Annotated in this window: 29 protein-coding genes; 13 read left to right on the forward strand and 16 right to left on the reverse strand. The window is 68.3% G+C overall.

Annotated elements, in window-relative coordinates; genetic code table 11:
• Positions 1 to 29 precede the first annotated feature (29 nt).
• From AC5WS7_RS05990 to AC5WS7_RS06005, 4 genes are all read right to left on the reverse strand, one after another.
• Complete coding sequence (locus tag AC5WS7_RS05990) at positions 30 to 239, reverse strand: hypothetical protein (RefSeq protein WP_495953301.1); 210 nt, start codon at positions 237 to 239, stop codon at positions 30 to 32.
• A 106-nt stretch (positions 240 to 345) separates the two neighbouring features.
• Positions 346 to 1,692, reverse strand: a complete 1,347-nt coding sequence (locus AC5WS7_RS05995; RefSeq protein ID WP_495953302.1) for an aldehyde dehydrogenase family protein — start codon at positions 1,690 to 1,692, stop codon at positions 346 to 348.
• A 46-nt stretch (positions 1,693 to 1,738) separates the two neighbouring features.
• Positions 1,739 to 1,903: a hypothetical protein gene (locus AC5WS7_RS06000; RefSeq protein WP_495953303.1), complete on the reverse strand. Its 165-nt coding sequence runs from the start codon at positions 1,901 to 1,903 to the stop codon at positions 1,739 to 1,741.
• Positions 1,900 to 2,337 (reverse strand): ChaB family protein, encoded by a 438-nt coding sequence (locus AC5WS7_RS06005; RefSeq protein WP_495953757.1) that lies wholly within the window; start codon positions 2,335 to 2,337, stop codon positions 1,900 to 1,902. Before AC5WS7_RS06005 ends, AC5WS7_RS06000 begins: the two co-directional genes overlap by 4 nt.
• Positions 2,338 to 2,729: 392 nt before the next feature.
• On the opposite strand from AC5WS7_RS06005, the gene AC5WS7_RS06010 reads away from it, so the two are divergent.
• Positions 2,730 to 3,791 carry a hypothetical protein gene (locus AC5WS7_RS06010; RefSeq protein ID WP_495953304.1) on the forward strand — a complete coding sequence of 354 codons (1,062 nt, stop codon included), beginning with the start codon at positions 2,730 to 2,732 and terminating at the stop codon, positions 3,789 to 3,791.
• Positions 3,792 to 3,829: 38 nt separating this feature from the next.
• Here AC5WS7_RS06010 and AC5WS7_RS06015 read toward each other — a convergent pair whose 3' ends face one another.
• Positions 3,830 to 4,093, reverse strand: a complete 264-nt coding sequence (locus AC5WS7_RS06015; RefSeq protein ID WP_495953305.1) for a GlsB/YeaQ/YmgE family stress response membrane protein — start codon at positions 4,091 to 4,093, stop codon at positions 3,830 to 3,832.
• A 208-nt stretch (positions 4,094 to 4,301) separates the two neighbouring features.
• Here AC5WS7_RS06015 and tsaA point away from each other — a divergent pair, with 208 nt between their 5' ends.
• Both tsaA and AC5WS7_RS06025 read left to right on the forward strand, forming a co-directional pair.
• Positions 4,302 to 4,748, forward strand: coding sequence for a tRNA (N6-threonylcarbamoyladenosine(37)-N6)-methyltransferase TrmO (gene tsaA / locus AC5WS7_RS06020; RefSeq protein ID WP_495953306.1), 447 nt, complete (start codon positions 4,302 to 4,304; stop codon positions 4,746 to 4,748).
• Between the two features lie 276 nt (positions 4,749 to 5,024).
• Positions 5,025 to 5,843 carry an endo alpha-1,4 polygalactosaminidase gene (locus AC5WS7_RS06025; protein WP_495953307.1) on the forward strand — a complete coding sequence of 273 codons (819 nt, stop codon included), beginning with the start codon at positions 5,025 to 5,027 and terminating at the stop codon, positions 5,841 to 5,843.
• A 296-nt stretch (positions 5,844 to 6,139) separates the two neighbouring features.
• Here the strand turns inward: AC5WS7_RS06025 and AC5WS7_RS06030 are convergent, their stop codons facing one another.
• Entirely contained in the window at positions 6,140 to 6,745 is a 606-nt protein-coding gene (locus tag AC5WS7_RS06030) for a short chain dehydrogenase (protein ID WP_495953308.1), read from the reverse strand.
• A complete protein-coding gene (locus AC5WS7_RS06035; protein ID WP_495953309.1) occupies positions 6,742 to 7,623 on the reverse strand; it encodes an MmyB family transcriptional regulator in 882 nt (293 codons plus the stop codon). The genes AC5WS7_RS06030 and AC5WS7_RS06035 overlap by 4 nt, the downstream gene beginning before the upstream one ends.
• Before the next feature lie 713 nt (positions 7,624 to 8,336).
• Here AC5WS7_RS06035 and AC5WS7_RS06040 point away from each other — a divergent pair.
• From AC5WS7_RS06040 to AC5WS7_RS06055, 4 genes are all read left to right on the forward strand, one after another.
• Entirely contained in the window at positions 8,337 to 9,713 is a 1,377-nt protein-coding gene (locus AC5WS7_RS06040) for an NAD-dependent succinate-semialdehyde dehydrogenase (RefSeq protein ID WP_495953310.1), read from the forward strand.
• 642 nt (positions 9,714 to 10,355) lie between these two features.
• Positions 10,356 to 10,775, forward strand: coding sequence for a CBS domain-containing protein (locus AC5WS7_RS06045; RefSeq protein ID WP_495953311.1), 420 nt, complete (start codon positions 10,356 to 10,358; stop codon positions 10,773 to 10,775).
• A 48-nt stretch (positions 10,776 to 10,823) separates the two neighbouring features.
• Complete coding sequence (locus tag AC5WS7_RS06050) at positions 10,824 to 11,735, forward strand: universal stress protein (protein WP_495953312.1); 912 nt, start codon at positions 10,824 to 10,826, stop codon at positions 11,733 to 11,735.
• A 118-nt stretch (positions 11,736 to 11,853) separates the two neighbouring features.
• Positions 11,854 to 12,264 carry an Hsp20/alpha crystallin family protein gene (locus tag AC5WS7_RS06055; RefSeq protein ID WP_495953313.1) on the forward strand — a complete coding sequence of 137 codons (411 nt, stop codon included), beginning with the start codon at positions 11,854 to 11,856 and terminating at the stop codon, positions 12,262 to 12,264.
• Here the strand turns inward: AC5WS7_RS06055 and AC5WS7_RS06060 are convergent.
• From AC5WS7_RS06060 to AC5WS7_RS06075, 4 genes are all read right to left on the reverse strand, one after another.
• Positions 12,248 to 12,895 (reverse strand): TetR/AcrR family transcriptional regulator, encoded by a 648-nt coding sequence (locus tag AC5WS7_RS06060; RefSeq protein ID WP_495953314.1) that lies wholly within the window; start codon positions 12,893 to 12,895, stop codon positions 12,248 to 12,250. The genes AC5WS7_RS06055 and AC5WS7_RS06060 overlap by 17 nt on opposite strands.
• 45 nt (positions 12,896 to 12,940) lie before the next feature.
• The gene (locus AC5WS7_RS06065; RefSeq protein WP_495953315.1) at positions 12,941 to 13,438 is read right to left on the reverse strand and encodes a DUF3237 domain-containing protein; all 498 of its coding nucleotides are present in this window, start codon (positions 13,436 to 13,438) and stop codon (positions 12,941 to 12,943) included.
• Complete coding sequence (locus tag AC5WS7_RS06070; RefSeq protein ID WP_495953316.1) at positions 13,435 to 13,902, reverse strand: nuclear transport factor 2 family protein; 468 nt, start codon at positions 13,900 to 13,902, stop codon at positions 13,435 to 13,437. The genes AC5WS7_RS06065 and AC5WS7_RS06070 overlap by 4 nt, the downstream gene beginning before the upstream one ends.
• A gap of 134 nt (positions 13,903 to 14,036) precedes the next feature.
• The gene (locus tag AC5WS7_RS06075) at positions 14,037 to 14,909 is read right to left on the reverse strand and encodes an SDR family oxidoreductase (RefSeq protein WP_495953317.1); all 873 of its coding nucleotides are present in this window, start codon (positions 14,907 to 14,909) and stop codon (positions 14,037 to 14,039) included.
• A gap of 103 nt (positions 14,910 to 15,012) precedes the next feature.
• On the opposite strand from AC5WS7_RS06075, the gene AC5WS7_RS06080 reads away from it, so the two are divergent.
• Both AC5WS7_RS06080 and AC5WS7_RS06085 read left to right on the forward strand, forming a co-directional pair.
• Entirely contained in the window at positions 15,013 to 15,447 is a 435-nt protein-coding gene (locus AC5WS7_RS06080; protein ID WP_495953318.1) for a MarR family winged helix-turn-helix transcriptional regulator, read from the forward strand.
• 357 nt (positions 15,448 to 15,804) lie between these two features.
• Complete coding sequence (locus AC5WS7_RS06085; protein WP_495953319.1) at positions 15,805 to 16,425, forward strand: class I SAM-dependent methyltransferase; 621 nt, start codon at positions 15,805 to 15,807, stop codon at positions 16,423 to 16,425.
• Between the two features lie 89 nt (positions 16,426 to 16,514).
• Here AC5WS7_RS06085 and AC5WS7_RS06090 read toward each other — a convergent pair whose 3' ends face one another.
• Positions 16,515 to 17,846 carry a hypothetical protein gene (locus tag AC5WS7_RS06090; RefSeq protein WP_495953320.1) on the reverse strand — a complete coding sequence of 444 codons (1,332 nt, stop codon included), beginning with the start codon at positions 17,844 to 17,846 and terminating at the stop codon, positions 16,515 to 16,517.
• A gap of 79 nt (positions 17,847 to 17,925) precedes the next feature.
• Between AC5WS7_RS06090 and AC5WS7_RS06095 the strand changes: the two genes are divergently transcribed.
• Positions 17,926 to 18,180, forward strand: coding sequence for an acyl carrier protein (locus tag AC5WS7_RS06095; RefSeq protein ID WP_495953321.1), 255 nt, complete (start codon positions 17,926 to 17,928; stop codon positions 18,178 to 18,180).
• Here the strand turns inward: AC5WS7_RS06095 and AC5WS7_RS06100 are convergent.
• A complete protein-coding gene (locus AC5WS7_RS06100; RefSeq protein WP_495953322.1) occupies positions 18,168 to 19,637 on the reverse strand; it encodes a class I adenylate-forming enzyme family protein in 1,470 nt (489 codons plus the stop codon). The genes AC5WS7_RS06095 and AC5WS7_RS06100 overlap by 13 nt on opposite strands.
• 216 nt (positions 19,638 to 19,853) lie before the next feature.
• The gene (locus AC5WS7_RS06105; RefSeq protein ID WP_495953323.1) at positions 19,854 to 20,153 is read right to left on the reverse strand and encodes a hypothetical protein; all 300 of its coding nucleotides are present in this window, start codon (positions 20,151 to 20,153) and stop codon (positions 19,854 to 19,856) included.
• A gap of 206 nt (positions 20,154 to 20,359) precedes the next feature.
• Between AC5WS7_RS06105 and AC5WS7_RS06110 the strand changes: the two genes are divergently transcribed.
• Positions 20,360 to 20,824: a VOC family protein gene (locus AC5WS7_RS06110; RefSeq protein WP_495953758.1), complete on the forward strand. Its 465-nt coding sequence runs from the start codon at positions 20,360 to 20,362 to the stop codon at positions 20,822 to 20,824.
• A 397-nt stretch (positions 20,825 to 21,221) separates the two neighbouring features.
• Here AC5WS7_RS06110 and AC5WS7_RS06115 read toward each other — a convergent pair whose 3' ends face one another.
• Together AC5WS7_RS06115 and AC5WS7_RS06120 are read right to left on the reverse strand one after the other, a co-directional pair.
• Positions 21,222 to 21,452, reverse strand: coding sequence for a DUF6400 family protein (locus AC5WS7_RS06115; protein WP_495953324.1), 231 nt, complete (start codon positions 21,450 to 21,452; stop codon positions 21,222 to 21,224).
• Positions 21,453 to 21,593: 141 nt separating this feature from the next.
• On the reverse strand, positions 21,594 to 21,887 hold the full coding sequence (locus AC5WS7_RS06120; RefSeq protein ID WP_495953325.1) for a hypothetical protein: 294 nt from the start codon (positions 21,885 to 21,887) through the stop codon (positions 21,594 to 21,596).
• 768 nt (positions 21,888 to 22,655) lie between these two features.
• On the opposite strand from AC5WS7_RS06120, the gene AC5WS7_RS06125 reads away from it, so the two are divergent.
• Positions 22,656 to 23,798 carry an acyl-CoA dehydrogenase family protein gene (locus AC5WS7_RS06125; protein ID WP_495953326.1) on the forward strand — a complete coding sequence of 381 codons (1,143 nt, stop codon included), beginning with the start codon at positions 22,656 to 22,658 and terminating at the stop codon, positions 23,796 to 23,798.
• Positions 23,799 to 23,914: 116 nt separating this feature from the next.
• Positions 23,915 to 24,703: an enoyl-CoA hydratase/isomerase family protein gene (locus AC5WS7_RS06130; RefSeq protein ID WP_495953327.1), complete on the forward strand. Its 789-nt coding sequence runs from the start codon at positions 23,915 to 23,917 to the stop codon at positions 24,701 to 24,703.
• Positions 24,704 to 24,735: the final 32 nt, after the last annotated feature.

Consider the following 24,735-nt stretch of genomic DNA (forward strand, 5'->3'; position numbering starts at 1 on the left):
CGCTGGCACCACCGGCGCATGCGCGTGGTTCAGCAGGTGCGGCGCAGCAGGCGGATCACCGCGCGGTCGATGATCGCCCGGCGTTCGTCGTCGGTGGTGCCGGTGTGCGGAATCGCCAGTGCGCGAATGCGTTTCATCGTTCGGTCGCAGAGCGATCGGTCCTCGGCACCGGCGTAGCCGAATCCGCGGCGCGTGCGCTGGGTTCCCGGGCCGTAGGGGTCGCTGCGCCGCAGCCGCATGGTCGCCCTCTGTCCGCACTGCCCGCAGCGGGTTTCGGCTGCGGCGACTCGGAATACCCCGAGGTGCAGGTCTATTCGTGTGCGGGCGGCGCGGGGGCGCGATCGCTCACCGGGCGCGAGCCACCGCTGGTTGCAGGTGCACGGCTTTGGTGGTGGTCATCTCGTCGAGCAGTTCGGGGCCGTAGCCGTATCCGGTGCCGGAGTTGCGGCGAGGCTGCGCCGCGCCGCCGGGTGCACCGCCGAAGACGGCGTTGACCTTCACCGTGCCCACCGGCAGATCCCGCCACGCCTGTTGCGCGTGTGCCATCGAGTCGGTGAGAAGCGTTGCCGCCAAACCGTATTCGCCCGCGCAGGACTCGCGCAGGCCGGCCTCGAAGTCCGGCACCACCCGCACGGGAGCCACGGGGCCGAACGTCTCCTCGTTGAGGATGCGCATATCCGGTGTGCACTCGGTGAGTACCGTCGCCGGGTAGACCGTACCCGGCTCCTGCGGGATCGTCCCGCCCACAAGGGCTTTCGCGCCGGTGGATACGGCCTCGCGCACTTGGGCGTGCACCTGGGCGCGCAGGCGCGCATCGACCAGCGGCTGAGGATCCAGATTCCAGCGCTCGGCCTCGTCGCACAGCGCGGTGAGGAATTGCTGCGCCACCGCGCGATGGACGTAGATGCGTTCGACCGACACGCAGATCTGCCCGGCGTTGGCGAAGGCGCCGATCGCGGCCTGTTCGGCGGCCCACACCGGATCGACGTCCGCGTCGACCAGCAGGGGATCGTTGCCGCCGTTCTCCAGCAGCAGCTTGGCCCCGGTGCGGGCGGCGGCCGCGGCGATGCTGCGCCCGGTCGCTGTGCTGCCGACGTGCGCTATCACGTCCACCCCCGGTGAGCGGGCCAGTGCGGCGCCGATCCGGCCGTCGCCGGAGACGGTCTGCAGCACCCCGCTGGGGCACTGTTCGGCGAGCAGACGACTGAACAGGGCGCCGGTGCGCGGGCATCGCTCACTGGGTTTGTGCACCGCGGTGTTCCCGGTCACCAGCGCGGCGCCGAGCAATCCGCACGCGATGGCCACCGGATCGTTCCACGGGGTCAGCGCCAGCACGACGCCGCGCGGTTGCGGGATCATGAAATCGGTTGCGTCCCAACCACCTTGCAGTGTCCGACCGCGGTGCACCGGGCCCAGTTCGGCATATTGGGCCAGGGTGCCGGCCCCGGCCAGCACGCCCTCGCGTCCAGATCGAGGCGGTCGGCCGGTCTCCTGCTCGAGCGTGGCGGCCAACTCGTCCGCGTGCTCGCGCACCGCCGCCGCGGCGGCGTGCAACGCCTGCGCTCGTTCGGTCGCCGGCGTCCTGGCCCACTCCGGTTGCGCGGCGCGAGCGGTGTCCAGAATCGTCACCAGCGCCGCCTCGCTGGTTCCGGAATCCGGTGTGCTGGGAGCCGGGTAGTCGATGTCGGTCATGGGCGCGAGATACCCGGGCATTGCCGGGTAAACATCGCCCCAGGGTTCACTCGTCCATACCGCTCGTGCCGTGCGGGGTCGCTTCGTCGGTTTCGAGTTCCTTTCCGGCCGGGTGCTCATCGGCGTGGGTCGCCTTGGTGTGCTCCTCGGCGAAATCCGCGTCCTGCTGCATCGATTCCGCGGTCACCGGGTCTATGTCGGGATCGCTCACCGTTCCGGCCCCTTCTTGCGGCTTGCGGCGCTTTCCCGGCGATTGGCCTTCTCGATCGCGGACACCAGTTCGGCCTTGGTCATCTTCGATCGGCCGGTGATCTCCAGCCGTTTCGCCACCGAACGCAGGTGGTCCTTGGAGGCGTTGGCATCCACACCCTCGGCGCTGCGGCCCTGCGCGTTCGGTCCGCCGCTTTCGGCGCGCTCGTCGGACGGGCCGCGTCGTTCCTTGGGCTCCCAGTGGTCGCCGACCTTCTCGTAGCTGTGTTTGAGCGCGCTGTAGGCCACCCGGTGCGCCCGCTGCTCGCTGCCGTATTCGTTCAACGCGGAATCGTGCGCCTCGGCGAAGGTGCGCTGGGCTTTGTCGTCCGAGCGTGCGATGGTGCCGGGCAGTTCGGACTTCTTCGGTTTTCCGGTCGTGGTCGTCTTCGGCAAGGTTCCGCCCTCCTGATCGTGATGTACTGGTCCGCGCCCGCGAGCGGACCCGGACCGATCGGTGGTCGTCCGGTAGGCGCATACCCGCGGATTCGGCATCGACACCGGATTCACCCCTGTGATCGTCACCATCGGTCACCGTGCGGGCAGGGCACAGTTCGCGGGCCGCGCCCGCAACGAATCCGAGCCCTGCGGGGCCGGGCGCACCGGGCAGGGCGGGACGCTGCGACGAGATGCCCGAGCCGGCCGCGACGAAGGCTGCGATCCGCGCGACGTGTGCGTTCCGGGCGTGCTCGCGCCGCTGCCTTTCCGGTCGCCGACCTGCCGGTTGGCGGTGGGCGCGCCGAGGGCGGACGATGGGCGAGCCGGTGGTAGGTTTCGTCTACATTGTGATGAATTATCGACAGATCATCGGGACGGCGGTCGATGCCGCTGGACGGCGGTATCGACGGATCCGGCGCCGGGGCACCGTTTTCGCCTCGCAACGACTCTGGCTGCTTCGTGACACGAATCCGGCTGCGCCGGTGCGTTTTCCGAAACTGCGACTGCACCAGATCTGGCCGGGTCGCCGTCCGGCGTTCGTGGTCGTCCCCGCGGCCGGTCTGGTCGCCGGGAGCGCGGCGACGGTCCTGGTGTGGGCGATTGTCATGATATGGCGGTGGGGCACGGGCCCGTTCGTGGTGACCGTGGGCGCTGCAGGACTGGCGGTGGCGGCCCTGGGATTCGTGGCCGTCGCGCTGGGCATGCTGCGCGAGCTGCTGCCACCTTCGGCGAGGGTGGCCGGATTCGCCGTTCGCCGGTGTTGCGATATCGAACGGGGTGTGGGGGTGCGGGTGAGCCATCCCACCCGGATCGTTCCGCTGGTCTCGATTCTGTCGGGACTCATCGCTTTCGGCCAAGCGTGCTGGTGGGCGCGACGGGACGGGATCAGCGGGCCGTTCCCGTTCTCCGCGCTCGACCACGACCGGGCGCCCGCCGCCCTGGCCGGGTCGGGGGCGCTGGCCGCCGCACTGGTGCTGGTGCTGTTCGCCGCGCGCTGGCGCATCCACATCGAGCTGTACCCGTCGGGGATCCTGCGCCGCAATCCGCTGCTGGACGTGCGCGAGCGGGACCATTTCCTGGCCTGGGACGACATCGCGGGACTGCACACCAGAACGCAGCACGTCGCGTTCTACCTGCGCAAGGGCCCCACCATCGTGCTGCGCCTGACCGACCCGGCGACACCGCCGAACAACCGATTGTTCGACCGCACAGGCGAATTCGGTGTCCCGGCCTACCTGGCACGCTGCGATGCGAACCTTCTGCTGACCCTCATCGAGCACCTCGTCCACGAGCCCGCCGCCCGCCGCCTGCTGGCCGCCCGGGGAGTGCCGAAGTGGTTCAGTACCCACCACCACAATTGCCCGGCACCGCCGGTACCGGTCGACCGCGAACCCGCCGCTCTGGCGGGTTAGGGCGCGGGCCGGGAGCTTCGGTCAGTGCCCGCGGGCGCTCACACTCGCCTGCGGATCGCGTCGAAGATGAGCAGCACGATCACCGCGCCCACGATCGAGCCCAGGAACATGTGGTGGACGGGCGGGTGGATGCTGAACACGTGCGGCTCGAACACCAGGCTGCCCAGGGTGCCACCCACGTAGCTGCCCACGATGCCCACGACGATGGTGGCCAGCCAGCCGATGCGCTGGCGCCCCGGAACCAGCAGACGCGCGATGGCTCCGACGATCAAACCGATGACGATCATGGCGATGATGCCCATGGCATGCTCCCTCGTGTAGGGCGGGTGACAACCCCGTCTCGACGGTAGCAGCCCCACGCGACGGGGTGGTGGCGTCGGCCGGTGCAGCGGACACCGGATCGGTCTGCGCGCGAACGGAATCGATGCGGCGCCTCGGTGGTGCGCGACCGACCACCAGCGGGACGCCCCGGGGACAGTGCCCGGCGGCTACGGTGAGGGCAGGCAACTGATGTTTCAGGGAGCGGAACTGCTGATGGACACCTTCGAGCTGCGCCCGATCGGGCGGGTCGAATCCGGCCTGACCGATCCACGGACCGCACCCCGGCAAGGTTTCGAAGGTGCGCCGCCGAGCAGGCTGGTGCTCGAGCCCGGACTCGGCCCCGCCATGCGGGAGCTGCGGGCGGGAGACCAGGTGGTCGTGCTCACCTGGCTCGACCGCGCGGACCGCGACACCCTCACCGTGCGCCCCCGGCGCGATCCGTCAGCGCCCCTCACCGGCGTGTTCAGCACCCGCTCTCCGCACCGGCCCAACCCGATCGGCCTGCACACCGTGCGGATCCTCGCGGTGGACCACGACACCGCACGCATCGATGTCGCGGACCTGGAAGCGATCGACGGCACACCGATCCTGGACATCAAACCCGTACTGCCGCAGCAGAAATCGCACGATCGCTGACCCGCCCCCGGACGAGCGAGATCATTGTGCCAACCTTTGCCCGCTGTCGGCTCATCACTGCGTGTCACGGCCACCGGCCGTGACCGTGCCGATCGCCCGGCCGCGGTGTCGCGGGGCGGGACCGTCCGCACCGTCGCTGCCGCGGGTATCGCCGCGCCGGGCCGGCGACGACCGATCCAGGCGGCCTGCCCAGCGGCGCCGCAACCGTCGCGGTCTCGGATATTCGGTCGTCGAGATGAGGTGTGTTCGCGCGCAGAATGTTTCGCCGGTGCCGCGGTGAGCGGGCCGCGCGCGCGAGCGCTGGCCGGTGTCGTGGCGGCCGCGGTCGCCGGGTGCATCGCGTGTTCCCCGTCCGGCTCGCCGGGAGCCGGGGACACCCCGGCAGCCGGTGTCACTGTGCCGGCGCCGGGTGCGGACTTCGACTATCAGATCGGCGGGGCCTACCCGCCGCCGCCCGGAGTGCGGGTCGTCGGCCGCGACCACACCGCGCGACCCGCGGCCGGGATCTACAACATCTGCTACCTCAACGCTTTCCAAGCCCAACCGGACAGCGAAGCCGAGTGGGGCGAGCTGGTGCTGCGCGCCCCGGACGGAGCGGTCGTCATGGACCAGGACTGGAACGAGGCGCTGCTCGACCTGCGAACCGCGGCAACGCGTGAGCGCATCGCGGCGAAGGTGAACGCCTGGGTCGACGACTGCGCGGCCAAGGGATATCAGGCCATCGAGCCGGACAACTACGACAGCTTCACACGCTCGCACGGTCTGCTGTCCGACCGCGACGCCCAAGCCTACGTGCGCCTGCTGTCCGCCCACGCGCACGCCCGAGGCCTGGCCGTCGCGCAGAAGAACACCGCCGAACTCGCCGCCCGGCACCGGCAGAACGGCCTGGATTTCGCCATCGCCGAAGAATGCGGCGAGCAGGGCGACTGCGAGGAATACACCGCCGCGTTCGGTGACCACGTCATCGTCATCGAATACACCGCCGCGGGTTCGCGCAATGCGTGCACCCGCTGGGGCCGATCGCTGAGCATCGTCCGGCGCGACCGCGGGGTCACCCCGGCGGGTGCGCCCGGCTACCTGCGCACCGTCTGCTGACCGCGGCGACGCACCCGCGTCGCTGTCCCCGATCCCCTCGGATGCTGGAGTCGGCCTGGCTGGTGATACCCCGGCCCGGGGCCGGAATCCGCGACGGAATGGCTGATCGTCATATCGCTTGCGGGCCTTGTCGGGTCCCGGTAGTAACGGCGCGGAAACCAACGACAATTGCTTGACCAGCAGCGATGGCGGGCTTGCTGGTTCCGAGTTGATGGGTGCTACACGCGCGAGGCGGGGTTTGCAGGAACCGGCCTCAGCCATGTTGGGTTGGTTTCCGCCGGCCACGCCGGAGCGTGTCAGCCGTATGCGCGGATGACTCGGCCGGTGTTGTCGCCTTCGATGCAGTGCAGGTAGTGGTCGACGAGTTCGTCCATCGGCACCGGACGCATGCCAGGGAAGTCCGCGGCAAAGGCGTCGACGGAATCACCGATCATGGTAGGGCTGACCACGTTGATCCGCATACGCCGCGGTAGCTCGATCGCAGCCGAGAGGACGAAGCTGTGCAGCGCACCGCTGATGACGCCGCCGCCGGTGACATGCGGCCACGGCTGGTCGGCGAAGATACCGGATGTCAGGGTGAAGGACGCGCCGTCGGCACAATGATGCTGCCCGGTCAGGACCAGGTCGACTTGCCCGAAGAACTTGGCTCGCATGTTGTCATATAGCGCGGCCGATGTCAGCGCGCTGAACTCGTCGAGCGCACCGTGCGCTGCGATGCTCACGACTCCGTCGATCTGCCCGACCTCGCGGTAGAGGGACTCGATGGTTTCGTGTGAGGTCAGATCGACTCGGACGTCACCCGAGGTGCGTCCGGCCACGACAACGTCATGGCCGTGTGAGTGCAGGGCGGGCACCAACCGTCGTCCGATCGTGCCCGCACCGCCGACAACGATGATTCTCACCGCAGATTCTCCTTCCGAGACCGGGTTGTTGCTGGTTCGAGGCTCCGTGTCAGCAGGGTGAGCGCGTCGGCGTCGGATGTGCCGGGACGCGCGTAGAACAGCCCGATCTGCTGGTCATCGTCGGTCAAAGTGACCGTCTCGTTCGCCAGGTTCACTCGACCGATGATGGGATGGTCCAGCTCGCGCACGTGGTACGAGCAGGTTTGGACGGGTCGCCGCGCCCACATTTTCGCGAACTCCGGGCTGTCGACGGCGAGTTGGCCGACGATCTGTTCGAGCATGTGGTCGGCGGGATGCCGCGCCACCGCCTGATGCAGAGCCGCGACCGTGACCTGCGCTTTGGCGTGCCAGTCGCAATACAACGCGCGGTGATGGGGATCGAGGAACAGCATACGAGCGATGTTCGGCCGGACCTTCGTGTCCGGGGCGTCGAAGTCGACATGGCCGGCCAGCAGAGCGTGACCGAGACGATTCCACGCGAGGACCTCGGCACGGTGGTCGATCACGATCGCCGGTATTCCAGAGATGACCTCGAGCAATTCCCGTATCGAGGGCCGCACCCTGCTTCTGCGGGAACGAGAGCGAGCCGGCCGTCTCGGCGCGGCGAGAGTCCGCAGATGCTCGTGCTCGGCGGAATCGAGCCGCAATGCCGCGGCCAGCGCGTCGATGACCGCAGCGGACGCGCTGTCGCTGACCCCTTGTTCGAGTCGCGTGTAGTAGCCGACACTGACACCGGCCAGCTCAGCCAGCTCTTCTCTGCGCAGCCCCCGGACTCGCCGATGAGTGAAGCCAGGTTCGATACCGGCCTCTTGTGGAGTCATCCGTTCGCGGCGGCTGCGCAGAAACCCGCCGAGATCGTTCGCTCGTGTGTTGGCCACCAAACCATCATCGTGTCGGTCACCAGCGTCTGCCTGCCCCAAACATGGGTACCCTCGCCGGCCTTCCGCGCGGTATGTGCGCATCCTGCCGGGCCTGCCAACCTCAGATTCCATGTAGCCGAGCACACCCGCAGCCCGAACCGACAACACGGCACAAGTGCTGGTCAAGCCCCATTGTCGTTGTTTTCGCGCGGTTGCCCCTTGTCGGTGCCTGCCGATCATCAGAGGGGCGAAGCCCGTCTCGTCCGTGCCGTCACGCAGGTCGGTGGACGGTTCTGTATGCGGGCTTGCCCCACAGCCGGATCGGACTTCGGCGGGGAAGGTGCTGCGCGAGCGCACCTCGGTCCCGCACTCGGCCGGGACAACCGGTGGGGACGGACTCGGTGACGCTCTCGCCGTCCGGCTGCCTGCGCCCGGACGGGCGCACAGGCGCACCCCGCGGCCGCACGGTGGCGCGCTGGCCTGCCGGTGCGGGTGCGCAGGTGGCGACACTGCCGATGCCGGTTGCGGTGGCCGCTGGTGACAGGTGTCGAGAGGCTGTCCGGCAGGCGGCTTGCCGCAACGGGCGCATGGTGCCGCACGACCGGGGTAGTACCCCGGCGCGGGCACCGCACCTCCCGAACAGAGCCCGGCAGCGACTGTGCGGCGCAATCCCCGGGCGGTGTGCTGCCCGCGAGCAAGCTGCATCGGCCGCTGACAGGTAGGAGCGCGTTGTGAGTACTTATGTGACCACGAACCCGTCCACCGGCATCACCGAGCGTGAATTCCCGGGATTGCCCGATGACCGGATTTCCGATATCGCCGACCGTGCCGCCGAGGGATTCCGGTCCTGGCGGCGCACACCCGTGGCCGAACGCGCCGCTGCCCTGGCCCGGACCGCCGAGCTGTACGAGAAGCGGTCCGCCGAGCTGGCCGCGGCCGTCACCCGGGAGATGGGCAAGCCGATCACGCAGGCGGCCGAGGAGGTGCAACTGGCCGCGGACATCTATCGCTGGTACGCCGAGCACGGCCCCAAACTCATGAGCACCGAGCAGCTCGACCCGCAGGGCGCGCAGGAATCGGTGGTGCAGACGCTGCCGATCGGCCCGCTCGTGGGAGTGATGCCGTGGAACTACCCGTACTATCAGGTCGCGCGTTTCGCGGCGCCGAACCTGTTGCTGGGCAACACGATCGTGCTCAAGCACGCGTCGATCTGCGCCGCCTCCTCCGAACTCATCGCCGACATACTGCACACGGCGGGAATTCCCGACGACGTATACATCAACGTGTACGCGAGCGCGCAGCAGATCGCGGAGCTCCTGGCGCATCCGGCGATCCGCGGAGTGTCGCTGACCGGGAGCGAGAAAGCCGGGGCCTCGGTCGCCGCGGAGGCGTCGAAGAATCTGAAGAAGTCGGTGCTCGAACTCGGCGGTTCGGACCCGTTCATCCTGCTGGACACCGACGATATGGCCGAAACCGCCAAGATCGCGGCGCGGGCGCGACTGGCCAACGCGGGCCAGGCCTGCAATTCGCCCAAACGCTTCATCGTCCTGGACGAACTCTACGACGACTTCGTGCGCAGCCTGGTCGGCGAATTCGATCGCGCGGTCGTCGGGGACCCGGCCGACCGCGACACCGAAGTCGGCCCGCTGTCCTCGGTGTCCGCACGGGACACCGTCGCCGACCAGATCAGCACCGCCGTGCGGCAGGGCGCGACCCTGCACACGGGCGGCTCACCGGGCGGCGGCGACGGCGCGTTCCTCGACCCGGCGGTCCTGACCGGCATCACCCCGGGAATGGACGCCTACTCCGAGGAGATCTTCGGCCCGGTGGCCATGGTGTACCGGGCCTGCTCGGTCGATGACGCGGTCCAGCTCGCCAACGATGTCGGCTTCGGGCTGAGCGGGTCGGTGTGGAGCGGCGACCTCGAACGAGCCGAGCAGGTCGCCGACCGCCTCGACGTCGGCATGGCGTACGTCAACGAGCACGGAACGACGTTGCCCGGCCTGCCCTTCGGCGGGGTCAAGCGTTCGGGCTACGGACGCGAGCTGGCGCGCTGGGGCATGGGCGAGTTCGTCAACGTCAAACTCCGGCGCACCTCGGTGCGCTAGCCGCATCGCCCGCGCAGGTGCGCGGCGCATCGCGGATACCGCCCACCGCAGCACCCTCCGGTCCGGCCGGGCGCTGGCGATTGGTTGTGAAAGCGTTGCGGCCCAAGGGTTTTCACGGTGGCACATGGTCCGCGCGGGCGGCTGGTGCCGAAACGGTTCGGCGGCGACCGGAGCACGGCGGGCGGTCGAGTCGAGTCGCACGGCGTCGTATCCGAGGGGCGGCATACCCGCGACGACGAGCAGGCCCGGGCCGGTCAACGGTGCGGCGCCGAGCAGGTCCCGCAGCAGCGGCAGATGGCAGATACAGCGCGGCCGGTCGCAGCACCAGCGCGGCGGCGACCGCCACCCGCAGCATCGGGTTCGCCAGTGAGCGTTACTCGCGATGTCCCCGCCGCGGCGGAAGGTATCGACGATTTCGAGCTTCTGGGCCGAAGTGGGCATACACCCGCGCCCGGCAGAGCCCGCCCGGCTCCAGCACGGCAGTCCACTGCGGCGTCCGCGGCACCGATGCTGCCGACCTCGGTGGTGATCGCGTGGACGGTGCAGCAGACCGGGAACGGGTCGGGGACTTTGTCCTCTTTGTGCGGGTGGCGGGGTGGAGTGATGGTGAGGGAGTCATGTCGGTCGAGCAGGAGGCACACCATGACCACAGCCAAGGACATCATGCACCCGGGCGCCCAGTGGATCTCTCGTGCGGACACACTCGCGCGCGCGGCCCGGTTGATGCGTGAACTCGATATCGGCGCACTACCGATCAGCGATGAGAACGATCGGTTGTGCGGGATCATCACAGATCGCGACATCGTCGTCAAAGGTATTGCCGCCGGGCGTGATCCGGCGCGCACGACCTGCGCGGAGCTGTGCGAGGGCACGCCGCGCTGGGTCGATGCCGATACCGGCGTCCAGGACGTTCTGCGCGAACTCGAGGCCCGCCAGATCAAGCGGCTGCCGGTCATCGAGAACAAGAAACTGGTGGGCATGATCAGCGAGGCCGATATCGGCCGGCACCTGAGCGAGCAGGAGATCGCCGAGTTCGTGGAGAGCGTGTACGCGGGGCAGTAGCCCTGATGCGGTGCGCGATCGCGCGCTGCGCGGCGCGGGAGGGCTCGGATGGATGTGCATCGCCTGGCATCGGCATCGGTGGTGGTGGGTGTCGATGGATCGGCCGGCGCCGATCTGGCCCTGGACTGGGCGGCCGGGGTGGCCGCACAGCGCGGGCGCTCGCTGCATATCGTCTGCGGGCTCGGGTTGGCGCGGGCGCGTCGCGAATCGACCCACTACGCCGCCTGGCTCGGCTCGGTCCAGCACGGGTTGCGCGCGAAAGCGGCGGCGATCGTCGAGCATTCGCGGTGCGGCGCCCTGGCCGCCCAGCCGGATTTGCGGGTGTCGACCGAGGTTTCCGAGGCCACCCCGGCCGAGGTGCTGGTGCGGCTCAGCGCCGCGGCGTACCTGGTGGTTCTGGGCGCCGCCGGGGCGAGTGGGTTCGCCGGGCACGTGGGGTCGGTCGTGCTGCGGGTGCTCGCTCACGGGCAGGGCACGATCGTGGTGGTCCGCGCCGATCCGGGCGCGAGCGACCGGCTGCCCGGCGCGGGACCGGTGGTCGTCGGCGTGGACGGCAGCCGCGCCGGCGACGCGGCGGTCGGCGTGGCCTTCGGCGAGGCCGCCGAACGCGATACCGGCCTGCTGGCGGTGTACGCGTGCCACGACCTCAACTCGGGGTTGTACGCGGCGGACCCGTACGTGCTGTACTCGGTGCCCGAAATCGAGGTCAGCGGGCAGGCGGTACTGGCCGAACGACTGGCCGGCCGGCACGGGGAATATCCGGACGTGCCGGTCACCCGCCAGGTGCAGATGTCCGATCCTGTTACCGCCCTGCTGGATTCGGCGAAATCAGCGCAACTGCTGGTGGTCGGAAGTCGCGGCCGCAACGGATTGCTCGGCGCGCTGCTGGGCTCGACATCGCATTCCCTGGTGCAGCACGCGCAGTGCCCCGTCATGGTCGTGCACCCGCCGGAACTGTGACTCGCACGGCCCCGGGACCTACGTCACCCCGGGGTGAAGACTCGGTGCCCTAGGGGCGCCGATGGCGCAGCGGTGAGATCGGAGTGAGCGTTTCCCACCACATAGTCGAGGAGTGATCATGAACGTACTTCCTGTCCATCGCCCTGGTTCGCTCTTCCCTGACCTCAGCGACTGGTGGGGCGGGCTGGCGCCGATGCTGGGCGGGCATGTCATGCGGGTGGAGGAGTCACTCGACGAGCGGCATTACGTGGTTCGCGCCGAGATCCCCGGCATCGACCCGGCCAAGGATGTGGAGGTGTCCGTGCACGGCGGGTTGCTGACCATCAAGGCCGAGCGCAGCGAAAGCCATGAGCACGACGGGCGTTCGGAGTTCAGCTACGGCACGTTCGAGCGCACCGTCTCCCTGCCCGAAGGCGCGCAGGAAGATGCTATCGACGCCAGCTACGCCAAGGGAATCCTGTCGGTGACCGTTCCGCTGAGCGAGCCGAAGCAGAAGACCACCAAGATCGAGGTCAAGTCGGCCGAGTAGCCGCGGCGCGCGGCGGTAGCAGACCTTCGATCACCCGGCGCAGCGTGTCGACGCTGCCGTATTCGCCGAGCCGCAATGCGGTGTTGGTGGCGTTGAGGGCGGCCTCGAGCTGGAAGACGGTCAGTTCGATATCGGTCGGCGCAAGCTGGTGACCGGTCGCGGCGTGTTCGAGTTGCCCGGCCAGGGTGTCGAGCCAGTCGCGGCGCTGTCGCACCAGCGCGTCCCGGACCGGTCCGGGGTGGCTGTCGAACTCCGGCAGATTGGCGTTCCAGAAGCAGCCGCCGGGAAACAGCGGCTGCTCGACGTAGCCGATCCAGTGTTCGAGCAGGGCTCGCAACCGCGGCATGCCGGGCGGCGTTTGCTGTGCTGGGCGGATGACCGCATCGATGAACACCGTGCGTGCGGTTTCCACCGTACTCAGCTGCAGGCTCTGCTTGGTGCCGAACAGTGTCTGGATTCCCGCCTTGCTGAAGTCGAGGTCCTCGGCGAGGCGCCCGAAGCTGAGCGAGCCGAGACCGTCCAGCGATGCGACGTCGACCGCATGGCGGGTGATGAGTCGGCGCGAGCGCGCCCCGCGCTGCCGCCGCCGATCGGTGTCCGGGTCACGGGGGGAGGGGTCGTGCTCGGACATCGGCGGGTGGCCTCTCGGTACTCGGGAACCGGCGCGCAACTCTGCTCACAGCACCTGCTCGACACGGTAGGCCACACCACCGTCGACCAGGTATCCCGTTCCGACCGCGACGACGTCGTTGAGCCAGGCATAGCGGGTGGATCCGGTTTCGAACAGCGGGTTCGTGCGGAAGTAGTACCGCGCGGGGTCCACCCCGTGCCGGGTGGCCGGATCTGCCATCTCGGCGCGCACGTCCGCCGGGGTCACCCAGCGGCCCTGATAGGTCATGTACAGCAGCTCGCCATCGTCGGTGCGCAGCGTCAGGCGCACATCGAGCAGCATCGTGCCATCGGGCCGGAACAGTGCCCAGTCACCGCCGCCCGCGAGCACCTCGCCGCGCAATCGCGGGCCGGTGAATGATCCGCCCGCAGCGCCGTAGAGCACACGTCGGCCCACCGGGCCTCGGCCGCCGAATCCCAATGGGACATCCAAATCCACTACGATGTCGAAAAGCTTTGCGGTCCTGACTGTTTCGACAGGCTTGACGCGGGTTTGGGCGGTCATCCCCGGGCTCCTTCCAGATCGGCGGTGCCGAACAGGGTGCGGCGCACCGCGTCGGTGGACACCCCTGACTGGGCGCACAGGACGGACAGGTCGAAGAAGAACCGTTCACCGGCGATCAGGTCGTCGGCGAAGGTGAATGCGATGAATACCGGCAGCTCGGCCCGCACGCCATTCGGGGTGACCCCGAACCTGTTGCCCGTCATGGTCATTCGTGCGGTACCCCAGCAAACGAGCGTCTCCCCGTCGTCGGCGTGACCCGCCGGCTCGACCTGGTAGTCCGGAAAGGACGCGAAGAACCGCGCAAGAGCCCGCTCGTTCTCCGCCCAGCCGTGAGCCGTGGTGCCGAACGCCGGGCTTTCCAACACCATGTCGGGATGCAGCAGGCGCATCGCGGCTGGCAGATCCTGCCTGCTTTTCGCCACAGCCAAAGCCTGTGCCAGTTCGAACATACGGTGGCTGTCCATGCTTGTCGTCCTCTGCCGGCTCGTCCGTCTGGGTGCGGGGACGTCCCGCGAAACAAAGCATACATACGACCGTATGTTTTTTCCAGGGCGTGATCGCCGCGACCGGATTCCCGCCATGGCCACGTCGTCCGGCATCACCCCTCGCCGGGGCCCTGACCGGTGCGGAACGCGTCGATATTGCGGGTGCACCACTCGGTGAAGGATCGGGGTCGGCGACCGAGAAGACGTTCGATGGTGTCGGTGCGGAATCCGGTGGTGTTCCGGCGCATGAGGGTGAAGCCCTCCAGGATGGCCGCGGCCAGCGCCGGGGGTGCGCCGTTCGGGTATCGGGACGCGACGGCCTGCTCGGGAGTGGCGGCCTCGCGTACCGCGATCTCGTGGCCGATCGCCGCCGCGATGACCGCGATCTGTTCGGCGATGGTGAAGGTCTCCTCGCCGGTGAGGTAGTACTCCTGGCCCTCATGGGTGTTCTCGACCAGAGCCTTGGCCGCGACCGCGGCGATATCGTACGGATCGACCGGCGCGTAGCGGCCGGGCCCTGTCGGGTCGTCCACGACGCCTCCGGCGCGGATCGCGGGCGCCCATTGCAGCGCGTTGGTCATCAAGCCGCCCGGCCGCAGGATCGTGTACGGGATGCCGGAGGCTTTCACGATGGTCTCGCGTTCGTGATGCCAGCGCCCCATTGCCGGGATCGGGTCACCCATCACGTTGTAGGACGACAGCAGTACGATCCGGCCGACCCGGGCCGCCCGCGCCGCGGCGACCATGTCGCGAGTGTGTTCGAGCCCGGTCCCGGGCACGAGCAGAAACAGGCGATCGACACCGTCGAGTGCGGGTGCGTATGTGCTCGGGTCATCCAGGTCGCCGACCGCGCGGTGCGCGCGCCCGGGAACGCGCTCCGCGCGTCCCGGATCGCGGACGAACACGCGGAACTCGACGTCCTCGGCGGCAAGGGCCTGCACGAGTTCGCTACCGATGTTCCCGGTCGCTCCGGTGAGCAGTATCATCACAACTCCATTCGTTAGCCGTCTATCGAAAAACGATAGACGGCTAACGATCTGATGGCAACCGCGCTGCCCATCGCAGTGTCGTCCCGGCCCAGGAGGCTCGATGCCCACATTTCTCGACATCCACAGCCGGACCTCGAAGCTGTTGCGGTCACTGGTGGAACGCAGCGTTCGCCCGTACGGGCTGTATCCGGGCCAAGATCTGGTCCTCGGCGTGCTCTGGGAACGCGACGGTCGCACCCCCGGCGAGGTCGCCGCCGCGCTGAACGTCACCACGCCCACGATCGTGAAAATGGCCAACCGCATGACCGAGGCCGGGTTGTTGACCCGGCGCGGCGACCCCGCGGACAACCGGCTCGTCCGGCTGTGGCTCACCGGCAAAGGCCACGACCTTCGAGAGCGCGTCGAATCGAGCCGCACCTCGCTGGAGAATCTGATCACCGCCGATCTCACCGACACCGAACGCCGATACCTGCTCGCCGCGCTCGGGAAGATCCATCACTCCGCGACCCGCCTGCTGGAACAGCCGCACATCTGACAGCGGCGCAGGCCCGGTCCGGCCACCGCTGCGGGCGATCCTGTCGGGTCCTCGGCAGCCGGGCGTGCGGCGACCTCCATACCGAAATCGGTGATCAATCGGCGCAACTCGTCGCCGGCCCGCTGCGCCGAATCGCGCCGAAGACATCCGCCGGATCGTCTGCGGAGCTGAAATCCCTTGCGCGCCTGGCGATGTGGACGAGGCCTGCTCGCACCGCGGCGGAGCCGCGCCGAGCCGCGGCCAATGCCTGCGCGACGGCGCGGCCGGGTGCATGCTGTCACCGGAGGCGGCAGGCGATCCGGGGCAGGAGGAGCAGCAATGCGGAGCCGATTTTTCGCGGTGTGGTACAGCCTCCTCATGAGCGGCGCCGAACCGGTCCTGGTCCGGCCGGTGCGTGCCGGGCTGCTGACCTGCGCGCGCGGGAACTTGCTGATCGTCGGGCTTGGGCCCGGTCATGACCTGTGCTACCTGCCGACCGCGGTCACCGCGGTGACCGCGGTCGAGCCGAACCCGGTGATGCGGCGCGTGGCCGCACGCCGCGCGCGCAAGCTCGGCGTCGAACTGCACCTGATCGACGGCGTCGCCGAAGCGCTGCCGTTCGCCGACGACGCGTTCGACACGGTGCTCTCACCGTTCCTGTTGTGCAGCGTCCGCGACGTCGCGGCCGCCCTCGCCGAGTTCCGCAGGGTGCTGCGGCCGGACGGTGAGCTGCTCGTGCTCGAACACATCCGCGCCGCCGACGGCACCCTGCTCGGCCGTCTGCAGGACCTGACCGAATCGCCGTGGCACGCACTCGCCGACGGCTGCCGTCCGAACCGGCGAACGAACAACGACTTGGCCGCTGCCGGATTCGACGTCTCGGCTCTGGCCACCGGAACCTTTCCGCTGCCCACCCACATCTCGCGCTATCTGGTCGGTCGAGCACCCATCGCGCCACAGCCCGCCCGCACCGCCGACACGGGCCATTCGATCCGCTGATCGTCGCGGCGCGCACGATGATCGGGCGAAGGTCCAGCCGGTGCTCTACCGCGCCGGCGCGGGCCCGGCACCCCGCCGGGCCCACCCGGTCACGAGTCGACAGCGCCGGCCATCGACTTTCCCGGCAGGTCGATCTTCTCGAGCCGGGCCACCGCGTTGTCGGTGAGCCACCGCGCCTGCTCGTCGCTCATCGCGATGGCCGCGTATCCGACGCTGAGCTCGAGGCCGCCGAGCCGCTCGTCGGCGATCACGAACAGCGATGGGCCGAACATCTCGAGCGACACCGCCCTGGTGATGTCCTCGAGCGTGTAGGCGCCGTACTCGGCCCGGAGGCCGGACTCGCCCGCTGTGGTGACCGCGAGCCCGTCGACGCGCCGGTGGTTGCGCAGTGTCGGGACGATTTCGTGCCGGTACACCTCCCGATCGGGAAATTTCATGATCGAAGCGGACTCGGGGTCCTTGGCCAGCGTGGCGATCAGCTTGAACGAGACGTCGCGGGCGGTCGCCCAGAAGTCGCCGGTGATCGGATGCTCGGTACGCAGGATGTCGACATAGCAGCCGCAGGTCTCGGGCGGGAGCGTGAGCGTGCTGAGGCGGCGGAGGTCGACCGTGCTCAATACGGTCATGACCTCGAGCCGGTACCGCTGGGCGATGGCGTGCAGGAACGCGGCGGTCACCGCGCCGTGCAGCGTTGTGCGGTTGGCTTTGATCGCATTCGCGAGCGTGGCGGTCGTGGTGGGCCCGAGGTGACGGGTCAGCACTCGCGTTTGTTTCTTCGCACCGCGCACCCTCTGCTTGGGTAGCCGGATTGCCGGGATATAGGGCGGCCTTTCGCTGCCCGAGTTCTTGCCCCGCCCGGATTTGCTGGGCACACCGGCCTCGATCGGCGGCGGCAAGCCGGCGTGGCGCGGCGGTCTGCGTTGCGCCACGGCCGGATCGGCGAGGAATTCCAGCAGCCGGCCAGCGAGCATATCGGCGGACTGCGCATCGAGCGTCGCGTGATCGGCGCAGATCAGCAGGTGGTTGAACTCGGCGTCGGGCGATTGCCGCACCAGCGTTATCCGCAGGCGCGGATGGTTGCCCTTCCGAATCGGTGTGCGGATCTCGGCCGCGAAAACCTTGCGCCAAGCATCCGGGTCGGTGTCATCGAGCACCCGCAACGGGATCTGCGGTGTGCCCTCGGTGTCGAACCAGCCTTGCCGGTAGGCGAAGGGCGGCAGCGGGCGCCAGACGATCGTGCCGTAGCGGATATGCGAGCGAAGGATCGGGTGCTGGGCCTGCAGCCAGGCCAGCGCGCGCCGCACCAGCGCCGGATCGAGACGGCCGCGCAGGTGCAGCACCTGCAGGGTGATCAGCCCGCGATGGGCATGCAAATGGTTGAGCAGTTGTTCCCGTTCGCCCAGCGGGCGCGTTTCACCCACGCTGTCCTCCCATGTTCGAACACCATTTCGGGAAGCGATGAAATTGGCTATTATGCTGACGACATAAAGGACTCGGGTGATGAGCGATATCGAACAACCGATTATCGATTATATCTCCGCGATGACGGCCGAGGCCGGCGCAGGACCGGTTGATCGCGAGACCCCATTGCTGGAGCTGGGCCTGCTGGATTCGATCAGTCTGGTAAAGCTGGTGCATTTTCTCGAGGAGCGATTCGAGATCAGCATCCCGGACACCGAGATACGGGCGGAGCTGTTCGAATCGCCCGCGAAACTGGCGGCGTATGTTTCGCAGCGAGCGGCTCAGCCCGCATGAAGCTCGCGCAGCCGTGCCCGCAGCACCTTGCCGGCCGCGCTGCGCGGTAACGCGTCGACGAACACGATCTCGGCCGGGACCTTCTGCGCCGACAGCCTCGCGCGCACATGGCGAATCAACTCCCCGGCCGACACATCCGCCGCCTCGACGACGAACGCGACCAGGCGATTGCCGGTGCGCGGGTCCGGCAGGCCCGCCACCGCGGCCTCGGCGACAGCGGGCGAGGACATGAGCGTTTCCTCCACCTCGAGCGGGTCGACCTTGTAGCCGGATACCTCGATCAGCAGCTTGCTGCGGCCACGGATGAAGATACGACCTTCCTCATCGAGACAGGCCAGATCGCCGGTCCTGAACCAGCCCTCGTCGAACGCCTCGGCATCGGCCGCGGGATCGTCGAGGTAGCCCCGCATGAGCGAGGACGATCGCAATTCCAATTCGCCGACGGATGCGCCGAATTCGCTGTCGAACGGAACGATGCGGACCTCGCCGTCGCCCGCCGGCCTGCCCACCGACGCCCAGGTCGCATCGGGATCCGCGGAGTTGTTGTGCGAGAACATACTGGCCTCGGTCGAGCCGTAATCCTGACGGAGTGTGACACCGAAACGCTCGCGCCACACCTCGAACACGGACCGCTTCATCGCCGCGCCGCCGGAAAAGGCCAGGCGCAGTGCGAGATCGAAACTTCCGGGCCGGCCGGCGATGATGTCGTACATCGCCGGAACGGCGCCCATGACGGTGACGCGCTCGCGGACCATGGTGTCGAGCAGCTTCCCGCGCGAAAGCGCCAGCGGCAGGCGATCGCTCCAATAAAGCGTCGTCCCGCCGCCGGCCACGGTTTGGGTAGCGCCCAGCAGGAAGCCCATCGAGAAGTTGCCCGGCAGTATGTCCAGCACGATATCGCCGGGCTGAATCTCCCACGCTCTGCTGGCTCGTTCGGCATCCGCGATGAGCTCGGCATGGGTGTGCGGCACCACCTTGGGCAACCCGGTCGAGCCGGACGAGAAGAGATAGAGCGCGGTCGTATCGTCCGGCACCCTCGGCAGCTGGACGGATGCACCCGCTTCGGGCAGGGCAGCGGTCGAGAACAAGGGAATGCCGGGCGCGGCATCGGCGATCAGCGTCTCGGCGGCGGCAACCAGGCCCGGAACCGCGATGACGGCCTCGGGGCCGGCCTTTCGCGCGAGCGTGGCAAGTTCGGATCGCGTGGCCGCCTCGCCCAGCGGCACCGCGACGGCGCCGATGGCGAAAAGCGCGTGGGCGGTGAGGAAAAGATCGGGTGAGTTCGGGATCAGCAAGACCACCGGATCGCCGCGTGCGATGCCGCGGTCCACCAGACCGCGGGCGAGTCGGGCGATCCGCTCGACCAGAGCGGCGTAGGGGGTGAATACCTCACCCTGCCGCAATCCGCTGGTTATCGGTGCTCGCGCTGTCGACGTGAGCAGATTGTCGTAGATCATCTCTACTCCGCGAGAGCATTTCTATCAGAGAGGATAGGAGCGGGATAACGCATCGACAAGGCACCGGCGAGGACGCCGGGGGGCCGGGAATCTCCGTCCGTTGGCTCGGCCTCATGACGGCCATCGAAATTCGTTCTCGCCGAAAGAATTCGATGTGCGCGGAAATGCGTATCTAGTCCGGAGCGCGGCCGAATCGGAACCGGCGGCGGCCGAAGTTTACCTGTCAACCATCCAGGTATGGTGCACGAGCGCGGGTATCCGAACCGCGGCCGGGGCCGGCGCAGACGTTGGCGGGCGTATATCGATGCGGCGCGCCTGCTGCACGAAGCGATGCAGCGGCAGTTGGCCCGCGACAGCGGGATCGGATTCGCGGACTTCGAAATTGTGGTGGCGTCGTCCGAGGCTTCCGATCGGCGATTGCGGATGGCCGATGTCGCCGAACGGATCATGACGGTCCGCGGTGAGGTCAGCCGCGCGCCGGCCCGGCTGGTATGCCGGATGGGCCGAGAAGGTCACCTGTGCGGACGACGGTCGTGGCGTGTGGGGCGGTGCCGACCCGGGTGGCCAGCACCTGGACCCGGCTGTGGCGCAGCGGGCCGCCGACCGATAATGATCGACCGGGAAACTACCCGGGGTACGGTCGGGAGTCGCCGCGAGATCCGGCGAGAGGAGTGGGGTCGATGAACGAGAGCGAGCAGCGGCGTTCCGCGGAGGGAGAAACCATGCGCGGGCTCCTGCGGGAGAAGTACATGTCACCGCGCGGCGCCGCGTGCGCATCCACCGCGCGCGGGCTGCACCACACGGCGCTGGTGTCCTCGGACGTCGAACGGACGGTCCAGTTCTATCAGGATCTGCTCGGCTTCCCGCTGGTCGAGCTGATCGAAAACCGCGACTACCCGGGCTCGTCACACTTCTTCTTCGATATCGGCAACGGAAACCTGCTGGCGTTCTTCGACTTTCCGGGTCTGGACCTCGGCCCGTACCAGGAGGTCCTCGGCGGCCTGCACCACGTGGCGATCAGCCTCGAACTGTCGCAGTGGGAGAGGCTGCGGGACAAGCTGACCGAAGCCGGGATCGAATTCGTCGAGCACAGCCGGGTTTCGATGTACTTCCGCGATCCCGACGGCGCGCGGATCGAGCTGATCGCCGACCCGCTGGGGCAGATGTACGGAAGCCGGATTCTGTAAGTGCGCTCGGACGCCCGCACGCCTGGTGGCCCGTTGCGGCACATGGACGGTGAGCAGTTGCACGCCCTCGTCGCCGCGGCGGTGAAGCACTGGCATCCGCGGGTTCGGATACAACGCGCGTCACCCTGCTCGGGGACGCGGTTCACGCCATGAGCCCCGCCTCGGATCCGGAGCGTGCACCGCACTGCGCGATGCCGCCGGTCCGGGCGAGGCACTGACCACCGCGGCCGGCGGCGATCCGGACGCTGCCCTGCGTGACTACGAACAACACATGTTCGACTACGGATTCGCCGCGGTGCGGGAAGGCGCGGCGAACGATTGCTGGGCCAGAAGCCTCTGCCGGTGCGGTAATTTCTCCGTTCGCCGAGACCGGTGATCATTCGCGCGGGAAGAAGATTCAGTCGGCGATCCGGCGCGCCGCGCGATCGGGCAGGACCCCGGCCGCGACGAGTTCGTCGTAGATCCGCTGCTGCTGACCGTCCAGGTTCGAGTACAGCATGTCGTAGGCGCGCTCCTGCTCGGCGAGCACCGCGACGGGGTCCCAGTCGTCGCCGAGCGCCTCGAGGACAGCGCTGCGACGTCGCGCCTCGTCCATCGTGAGGTCGTAGGCGAAATTATGGTCGGCCATCCGGCATCTCCAACCGAGTGTTATCCGAGTGAATGGTCTTCGGAGACCGGCAAATTGACCGCAATGGCCCGCATCCGTTCTGCAAAGCTCACCGGCGCAAAGAATCCAGCGCCGGGCGAACCGCGATCTGCCGAATCTCGATCACTTCGGGTGGGCCAGGTTCTGGACGCCGGTGATCGAATCGATGATGTTCTTGATGGTGGAGGTTCCCTCATCGAGGGCCGAACTGCCCGAGTCGAGCGTGGCGGAGCCGGTGGACGAGCCTGCCGAACCCGAGGACGAGCCGCTATCGGACGAGCCCGAGGCCAGGCCGGCGGAACCGGTGGCGGCGGAAGGAGCGGAGGGAGCGGCGGAGGCCATGGCGACCGGGCCGAAGAACAGCGCGGCGGCGGACAGGGTGGTGGCGGTAGCGGCGAGGGCCTTGCGACGGTTCATGTATGGAGCTTCCTTTCACAGTGGGGTAACGACACCATCACGGCATCTGCCAGACAGGTTATGAAACTGAAATCTATATAGCCACTGATTGTTATGTGGCGATAATCACCGTTAATATTTGGCTAACGGTTTTTTGTGTGCAGATTTCATTAGTTGATCTTCGTTTTCCGGTGTGTATTTCATGATCGAATTCCGCCGGTATTCCGCCGTCGCCGCGTATCGGCATGCGGCCGATACGATTTCGCCGGCGCGGCGCTCGATCACGGCGTGACCGCGGTCGGCGCGGCCCGCTCGCCGAGGGCGCCATGGCCGGGGGATACCCGAACCCGCTCGACCCCGGCGGCGTCTTCACCGCCACCCCGCTCCCCGCACCCGGCCGGTGAGCGCCCGATCCTCGCCGTGACTGTCCGGACGTGGGGAAAGCGAAGCGTGCGGGCCATGTGCGACACCGAGGCGAGCGTCGCCGCGAATACAAGCACATCCCCTGCTGACCACCGGCAAGGACTTCACAGGCCGCGAGTGCGAGGCATGCTGGGCGAGCGTCGGGATCGGCCGGCTCGAAGGACTCTGCGCATGCCTCCACCCGCCCCGCACGCGACTCCGGGCCGCCGGTTGGTGCGCCGGCGCGATCCGAGTGTCGGCGAACGCGGTCGGTGGCCGGAACCCTCGCCAACTCATGAATGAACGTGGTTCAGCTCGGGCCTTCTGGTCGGGGCGTGTTCTCGTTACCATCGGTAATTGAACTGAACTCAACTCAACTGGAGGGTCATGTCCACGCCATTGGTCGCCGCGGGGGAAATCCGCTGGCCCCGGTCCGAACCGGCCGGGTTCATACCCGGTCCGGAGCAGTCCGCCCTGCGTGAGTCCCTGCGCGCGCTGCTGAGCAAACACGGCGGTATCACCCGGGTTCGCGAAGCCTCGTCCACGGAACGCGGGTTCTCGGCATCGCTGTGGCGGGCGCTCGTCGACGACATGTCGGTCACCGCGCTCGCCGCACCCGAGGATCGGGGCGGGCTGGGATACGGGGTGGCCGAACTGGCGACGATTCTCGAGGAGTGCGGGCGCGCATTGGTTTGCGAGCCGGTGTACAGCTCCGCCGTGCTGGGCGTACAGGCTCTGCTGCTGACCCGCCCCGGCGACGACGACCTCCTGGCGGGCGTACTGGCCGGTGATCTGCTGGCCACCGTCAGCGATCTCGATGCCGCCACGGACGATCTGCGCGCTGCCCGGACGTCGGCCGGATGGATCCTGGACGGTACCGTCACCCACCTCACCTGCGGCGGGACCGCCGATGTGATCGTCGCGTCCGCGGACTGCCCGGACGGCCCCCGCCTGGTCGCCCTGCGTCCGGGCCCAGACTGCGTGAGAATCGAGCGTACGGTCCTGGATCCCACCCGCCGGCAGGCGGACGTGACGCTGCGGGGTTGCGCTGCCGTCGCGCTCACCGAACCGGAGCAGACCGCCGCGGCGGCCACACGCTTGCGCGACCTCGCCACGCTCGCCCTCGCCAGCGAGAACACCGGCATCGTCGACATGCTGCTCGAAATGACCGTGGCTCATACCTCGACGCGCCGCCAGTTCGGCCGGGCGATCGGCTCCTTCCAGGCGGTCAAGCATCGGCTCGCCGATCTGCTGGTGCTGCTCGAGCGTGCGCGATCGGCCTCCCGATATGCGGCTGCGGCCTTCGCCGAGGATCCGGATGCGGCGAGGCTGGCGGTTGCGGTGGCCGGTGCGGTGTGCACCGACGCGGCGGTCCAGGCGGCGGCCGAGGCCGTGCAGTTGCACGGCGGAATTGGCTTCACCTGGGAGCATCCCGCCCATTCCTATTTCCGCCGGGCCATGGGAAACGAAGCGGCACAAGGGGGTTCCCGTGCGCACCGCAGCACGATAGCCGCCCTCGCCGGGTTGTGAGCGGTGGCGCCGCCCCACCGGAACCCGGCGGTGACGCGTATTGACGCCGGTGATTCCAGCCGGTAAAACTGAAGTGAATCCAGTTCAGGAAACTCTCCCCGATCGAAAGAGGCCACATGATCGACACCGACCACATCGTGCTCGAGAAGGACGGCGACATCGCCCGGGTCTGGCTCAACCGCCCGCACAAGAAGAACGCCGTCACCACCGAACTGCTGCACCGGCTCGACGAGATCATCGTGGAGGTCGACAACGACCCCGAGCTGAAGCTGCTCGTGCTGCGCGGACGCGGTAATACCTTCTGCTCGGGCTTCGACCTCGACGAACTGCGCGCGAACTACGTCGGCAAGACCACCTCCATGGACGTGGCAGTGCTCTCGGCGAAGGTCTGCGACCGCCTGTACTCGATGAACACCCCATCGCTCGCGGTGCTGGAGGGCTATGTCACCGCGGGTGGTTTCGAGCTGATGATCTCCTGCGACTTCGCCGTCGCGGCCGACGATGCCAAGATCGGCGACTTCCACATTCGCCGGGCGCTGTTCGGTGGCGCGGGTCCGATCTACCGGCTGCCGCGCATGATCGGCATCCGCAAGACCAAGGAGCTGATGCTGACCGGGAAGCTGTTGAGCGGTCAGCAGGCCGCCGCGTTCGACCTCATCAACGCGTCGGCGCCGGCCGCCGAACTCGACCAGCTGGTCGCCGATTTCGCCGCGCCCATCGTCGACAAGAGCCCGTTCACGATGAAGCTCACCAAGATGACCATCGACCGCGGCCTGGATGCGGACATCCAGTCGCTGATGGTCATGGAGCACCTGGCCGTCGGCAACGCGCTGCAGTCCGAGGACGCCGCCGAGGGGGTGAACGCCTTCCTGGAGAAGCGCGAGCCGAAGTGGGTCGGTCGCTGAATCGCGAACCGGTTCAACACTTTCCGCCGAGG

The sequence above is a fragment of the Nocardia sp. PLKS1-43 genome, assembly GCF_059510335.1.